This is a genomic window from Roseovarius sp. MMSF_3350, from assembly GCF_030733425.1.
Taxonomy (GTDB): Bacteria; Pseudomonadota; Alphaproteobacteria; order Rhodobacterales; family Rhodobacteraceae; genus Roseovarius.
Window position 1 is genome coordinate 1 of record NZ_JASHIZ010000038.1, and the last position, 6,005, is coordinate 6,005.

Consider the following 6,005-nt stretch of genomic DNA (forward strand, 5'->3'; position numbering starts at 1 on the left):
CGCTGGGTGAGGACAGCATGCCGGCTTGCAGGCTGTCGAGGCGCTTCCACAGGGTTTCTCTCAGATCATCGGACATCGGAAGACTCCTTTGTTAGAATGAGGGTGTCTGGGGGCCAACCCGTGGCCGGCGGAATCGGTTCCGGCGCTGCGCGCGGGATTGACGGGAGGCCGGGCCGGGACTATAAATGAACAAGTGTTCAATAAACGCCGGGAGGGGTGAGAATGTTCGACGCGGTGATGAAGTTCGACCTTGGCGACGACGTGCACAGCTTGCGCGAGATGGTGCATCGCTGGGCGCAGGAGCGGGTCAAGCCGATGGCGGCCGAGATCGACCGGACGAACGTGTTTCCGTCCGAGCTGTGGACCGAGATGGGCGAGCTGGGCCTGTTGGGCATCACCGTGCCGGAGGAGCTTGGCGGCGTCGGGATGGGATATCTGGCGCATGTCGTCGCGGTGGAGGAGGTGGCGCGGGCCTCGGCCAGCGTGTCGCTCAGCTATGGCGCGCATTCGAACCTGTGCGTGAACCAGATCAAGCTGAACGGCAGCGATGAACAGCGGGCGAAATATCTGCCGGGGTTGATCAGCGGCGAGCATGTCGGCGCGCTGGCCATGTCCGAGGCGGGCGCGGGCAGCGACGTGGTGTCGATGAGCCTAAAGGCCGAGAAGCGCAACGATCACTATCGCCTCAATGGCAACAAGTATTGGATCACCAACGGGCCGGATGCCGATACGCTGGTGGTCTATGCCAAGACCGAGCCGGAGGCGGGGGCAAAGGGAATCACCGCGTTCCTGATCGAGAAGGCGATGACGGGCTTCACCACATCGGCGCATTTCGACAAGCTGGGGATGCGCGGCAGCAATACCGCCGAGCTGATCTTCGAGGACGTGGAAGTGCCGTTCGAGAACGTGCTGGGCGAGGAGGGCAAGGGCGTGAAGGTGCTGATGTCGGGTCTGGATTACGAGCGCGTGGTCCTGGCAGGGATCGGCCTGGGGATCATGGCGGCCTGCCTGGACGAGATCATGCCCTACATGGCCGAGCGCAAGCAGTTCGGGCAGCCCATCGGGAATTTCCAGCTGATGCAGGGCAAGATCGCGGACATGTACACGGCGATGAACTCGGCCCGGGCCTATGTCTATGAGGTGGCCAAGGCGTGTGACCGGGGCGAGGTGACGCGCCAGGACGCGGCGGCCTGCTGTCTTTACGCTAGCGAGCAGGCGATGGTGCAGGCGCACCAGGCGGTGCAGGCGATGGGCGGTGCCGGGTTCTTGAACGATGCCGCCGTGGCGCGGATCTTCCGGGATGCCAAGCTGATGGAGATCGGAGCGGGCACGTCCGAGATCAGGCGGATGCTGATCGGGCGCGAGCTGATGGGGGCGATGGCATAGGCCCATGAAGTTTCCGGGGTCTCCGTGGTTCTTCGTGCCGCTTCTGGCGCTGGTCTGCTGTGGCGCCGTGCTGGCGCTTTTGTTGGGCGGGCGGTCGGTGACAACGACGGAGACGGCGGTGATCGAAGCGGTGGCGGACAGGTACGTGGCCGAGGCAGGCGCCGGGGCCGAGCGGAGCGATTGCCAGGCCACGCCGGCGGAATCGGTGTCGCTGTGGCTGGTGGTGACCTGTGGGCGTGCGGGCGGTCTGCGAGTGGAGTATTTCGTGGACCGCTTCGGCGAGGTAACCGACCGGCAAGAGATGAAGGAAGGCACGTAAGGTGTTGGAGCAAAAGTCATATGATGCGTTGAGGGCCGGATTTTCCTGGGACCTTCCGGCGCGGCTGAACATGGCGACGCAGGTGTGTGACGACTGGTCCAAGCGAGAGCCGGAACGCGTGGCGATCAAGGACCTGGCGGAGATGGGCCGGGAGCTGAGCTATGGCGATCTGCGGGACATGGCGGACCGGCTGGCGCATGCATTGGTGGCGCGTGGCGTGGCACGGGGTGACCGGGTGGGCGTGCTGCGCAGCCAGGGGGGATGGTGCGCGGCGGCGCATATCGCGATCTGGAAAATCGGGGCGGTGTCGATCCCGCTCTTCAAGCTGTTTCGCGAAGATGCGCTGACCAGCCGGGTGCGGGACGCGGGGGCGAAGATCGTCGTCACTGACGTTGAAGGTATTGATATGCTTTCGGTTTTGCCGGAAGTGGAGGCCTTCGTGCCGGAGCAGGTGGACCTGCCCGACGCGGGCGGCTTCGACACGGCCGAGACCGGGCCGGACGACCCTGCCGTGCTGATCTATACCAGTGGGACGACCGGCAGCCCCAAGGGCGCGCTGCACGGGCACCGGGTGCTGACAGGGCATCTGCCGGGGGTGGAGATGCCGCATGATTTCCTGGGCCAGCACGAAGGGGATTGCCTGTGGACGCCCGCCGACTGGGCCTGGATCGGCGGGTTGTTCAATATCCTGATGCCGGGGCTTGCCTTGGGCGTGCCGGTGGTGGCGGCACGGTTGCCGAAATTCAGCGTCGAGGAGTGCGTGAAGATCATCCGGCAGGGCGCGGTTCGGAATATATTTTTCCCGCCCACGGCGTTGCGGATGCTGAAGGCCGCCGACGAGTGCATCGAGGGCTTGCGCACGGTGGCCAGCGGTGGCGAGCCGCTGGGCGCGGAGATGCTGGACTGGGGCCGCAAGGCGTTCGGTCTGACGATCAACGAGTTTTACGGGCAGACAGAGTGCAACCTTGTGGCTTGTTCGTGCCAGAGCCTGTTCGACCCGAAACCGGGCTGCATCGGCAAGGTGGTGCCGGGGCATGACGTTGCGGTGCTGGACCGCGAAGGCCGGCCCACGGATGAAGAGGGCGATGTCGCCGTAAGGCGCGGGTCGGCCAGCATGATGCTGGAATACTGGAACCGACCCGAGCAGACGGCAGATAAGTTCAAGGGCGATTGGATGCTGACCGGGGACCGGGGGGTGTGGGACGAGGAGTTCCTGCGCTTTGTCGGGCGCGAGGATGACGTGATCACCAGTTCAGGCTACCGGATCGGGCCGGCGGAGATCGAGGATTGCCTGCTTACGCATGATGCGGTGGCGACGGTGGGCGTGGTGGGCAAGCCCGACGCCCTGCGCACCGAGATCGTGAAGGCCTATGTGGTGGTGCGGGCCGGCGTGACGGCGGATGAGGCCTTGGCCGAGGCGCTGAAAACCCATGTGAAAGAACGGCTTGCGGGGTACTCTTATCCCCGCGAGGTGACGTTCCTGGAGGCGCTGCCGATGACGGTGACGGGCAAGGTCATCCGCAAGGAGTTGAAAGCGCGCGCGGTGGCGGAAACGGAGGGTGAGGCATGATTGGACGCAGTATTGCGATTGTCCTGATAGCGGCAGGTGCCGCGCAGGCGCAGGAGGCACGAGTGGACGAGACCACGGTGGCGGCCTGTTTCCACGGCGCCCCGCGCGATGCGGGCGTGCCGAGTTGCGTGGGCGATGCCGCCAACCAGTGCCAGACGCAGCCGGGCGGAGGCTCGACGATCGGCATCGTTGCGTGTGTGCAAGCCGAGACGGCGGCGTGGGACGGGTTCCTAAACCGGGAATACAAGGCGACCCGGGCGCAGGTGGATCAGTTCGATACCGGCCACCCCCCTGTGTCCGAGGCGCTTTTGACGGCGCAGCGGGCGTGGATCGCGTTTCGCGACGCCGAGTGCAGCCTGGCCTATGAGCGCAACCGGGGCGGCACGATCCGGTCGGTCGCGGCGGCGTCCTGCCTGATGCGGATGACGGCGCAGCGGGCGCTGGAGCTGCGCGACATGCGCGGAGGGCTGTAGGCATGGCGTGGCGGCGCGAGTTGGTCCTGATGCTGGCGCAGGCGGCCCTGTGGCCCGCGGTGGCGCTGGCCGATGACGCGCCGCTGCCGGATTTCGCCACCTGCCTGCGCGGCGAGATCCTGCGTTACGAGCAGGCGGTCGACGCGTTTGCACCGACCCCGGCGGAGAAGGCGGGCTATCCGCTGGCCAATGTGAACGGGGTGGAGTTTTGTGGCACGATCGGGATCGTGATCTGCGACCGGTCCGAGGAACCGCTGGGCTGTCAGAAGGCGCTGGCGGTGGAGCAGGATATCTGGCGGGCGCGGGTGCTGACCGAGTTGCCGGATCCCGAAAGCGCTGAAATCGCGGAGGCGGAAAAACCTTTTGCGGACGTGCTTTACGAGCAGCTCTTCCACCTGGCGCATGGCATGTCGGCTGGGCGGGATTGTGCCGGGCACAGCCCACGGATGGAGATGTGGTGCCGGGCCCGCGAGGCCAACGGGCGGCTGCGCGCGGCCGTGATCGCGTGGCAGGTGGCGCGCCATCAGGACATGGTGCCGCCGGCGTTCGAGGCAGGCTGGATCGCCGCGCCGGACCCGGTGCGCCCGCGTTCGAGGCCGGAAGAATGACTCAGACGGTGCGTGCCACATACAAAAACGGGGCCGGCCCGAAGGCCCGCCCCGCCTGCTTCCCCGTCCCCCGGGAAGGATCAGAACGTGTGCACGTAGGACACGCCGAAGACCCACGGGTTGATCTTGGCCTTGCCGATGTCCACGCCGTTCAGCTTGACGTCGCTTTCGATGTTCATCCAGCGCACGTCTGTCCGCAGCGCGCCCTTGTCGGAGACCTTGTAATCAAGGCCCGCGTGCAGGGCGAGGCCCCAGCTGTCGTCGAGGTCGAGGTCATTGCCGGCAAGCGGGCCGACGGCCTTCGACTCGGTGAAGGTGGTATAGTTGATGCCCGCGCCGATGAAGGGTGTGACGTTGCCTTTGTTGGTGAAGTGGTATTGCAGCGAGAGGGTGGGCGGCAGGTGCTTGACCTCGCCGATCCTGACGCCGCCGGAGTCGATGTCATGGGCGAAGGGCCAGGCGGCCAGAAGCTCGACGCCGAGGTTGTCGGCGATGAAGTATTCGCCGGTCAGCGAGAGAGAATAGCCGTTGTCGACGTCGATGGGCGTCGGGCCGGCGAGCACGCCGTTGCCGCTTTCGGGGAGGACGCCGGCGAGGCCGATGCCAAGAGAGACGTCGCCGCGCTCCTGCGCGAGGGCGGGCGCGGTGGTGGCGGCGATTGCTGCGAGTGCGAGGGCGGTGAGATGTTTCATGGTCTTTCCACTTCTGTCTTGTGTGGGCCGAGTATGCGCGCGCAATCGCTAAGGCGCCTTGATGCAAGTCAAAATCGTGATGGAAAGTTGATTGGGCGCGTACGGGCGCCGCGCTGCTGCGCTGCGGCGGTGGAAGGGTATGTGAAAGGAGCGGTGCGATGAAGATTGCCTCGAAGACCCTGACCGGATCGGCGGAGTTCCAGGCCAACCGGGAGGCGCATCTGGAGGCGCTGGCGGTGGTGGAAGAGGCCGCGCGCGCGGCCGCAGAGGGCGGCGGCGCGGCCGCGCGGGAGCGCCACAAGAGCCGGGGCAAGATGCCTCCGCGCGAGCGGGTGGCGAACCTGCTGGACCCGGGCAGTCCGTTCCTGGAGGTGGGTGCGGTGGCGGCGCACGGGCTCTACGACGGCGCGGCGCCATGTGCAGGTGTGATCGCGGGCGTGGGGCGCGTGCAGGGGCGCGACTGCATGGTGGTGTGCAATGACGCCACGGTGAAAGGCGGCACCTATTACCCGATGACAGTCAAAAAGCACCTGCGGGCGCAGGAGATCGCCGAGGAATGCCGCTTGCCCTGCATCTACCTGGTGGATTCGGGCGGGGCGAACCTGCCCAACCAGGACGAGGTGTTCCCGGACCGGGATCATTTCGGGCGGATCTTCTACAACCAGGCGCGGATGAGTGCGAAAGGGATTTCGCAGATCGCCGTGGTCATGGGGTCGTGCACCGCCGGGGGGGCTTATGTGCCGGCGATGAGCGATGTGACGATCATTGTGCGCGACCAGGGGACGATTTTCCTGGCCGGGCCGCCGCTGGTGAAGGCGGCGACGGGCGAGGACGTGACGGCAGAAGACCTGGGCGGGGGAGATGTGCACACGCGGCTGAGTGGCGTGGCGGATTACCTGGCGGAGGATGATGCGCATGCGCTGGCCCTGGCGCGGCGGGCGGTGGGGTCGGTGGGCG

The 6,005-nt window shown here is 66.3% G+C and carries 7 protein-coding genes; 6 read left to right on the forward strand and 1 reads right to left on the reverse strand.

Features of this window, described 5'->3' with window-relative positions:
* The first annotated feature begins 222 nt into the window (after positions 1–222).
* The 5 genes from RBB31_RS20470 (at position 223) to RBB31_RS20490 (ending at position 4,356) form a co-directional block, all read left to right on the forward strand.
* Positions 223–1,386, forward strand: a complete 1,164-nt coding sequence (locus RBB31_RS20470; protein ID WP_306131108.1) for an isovaleryl-CoA dehydrogenase — start codon at positions 223–225, stop codon at positions 1,384–1,386.
* 4 nt (positions 1,387–1,390) lie between these two features.
* Positions 1,391–1,705, forward strand: a complete 315-nt coding sequence (locus RBB31_RS20475; RefSeq protein ID WP_306131109.1) for a hypothetical protein — start codon at positions 1,391–1,393, stop codon at positions 1,703–1,705.
* A 70-nt stretch (positions 1,706–1,775) separates the two neighbouring features.
* Positions 1,776–3,275, forward strand: coding sequence for an AMP-binding protein (locus RBB31_RS20480; protein ID WP_306131114.1), 1,500 nt, complete (start codon positions 1,776–1,778; stop codon positions 3,273–3,275).
* Positions 3,272–3,748 (forward strand): lysozyme inhibitor LprI family protein, encoded by a 477-nt coding sequence (locus RBB31_RS20485; RefSeq protein WP_306131110.1) that lies wholly within the window; start codon positions 3,272–3,274, stop codon positions 3,746–3,748. The genes RBB31_RS20480 and RBB31_RS20485 overlap by 4 nt, the downstream gene beginning before the upstream one ends.
* A 2-nt stretch (positions 3,749–3,750) precedes the next feature.
* Positions 3,751–4,356, forward strand: a complete 606-nt coding sequence (locus RBB31_RS20490; RefSeq protein WP_306131111.1) for a hypothetical protein — start codon at positions 3,751–3,753, stop codon at positions 4,354–4,356.
* 80 nt (positions 4,357–4,436) lie between these two features.
* On the opposite strand, the gene RBB31_RS20495 is transcribed toward RBB31_RS20490, so the two are convergent.
* On the reverse strand, positions 4,437–5,048 hold the full coding sequence (locus tag RBB31_RS20495; RefSeq protein WP_306131112.1) for an OmpW family protein: 612 nt from the start codon (positions 5,046–5,048) through the stop codon (positions 4,437–4,439).
* 158 nt (positions 5,049–5,206) lie between these two features.
* On the opposite strand from RBB31_RS20495, the gene RBB31_RS20500 reads away from it, so the two are divergent.
* A partial coding sequence (locus tag RBB31_RS20500) for a carboxyl transferase domain-containing protein (protein WP_306131113.1) occupies positions 5,207–6,005 on the forward strand: 799 nt, incomplete at its 3' end.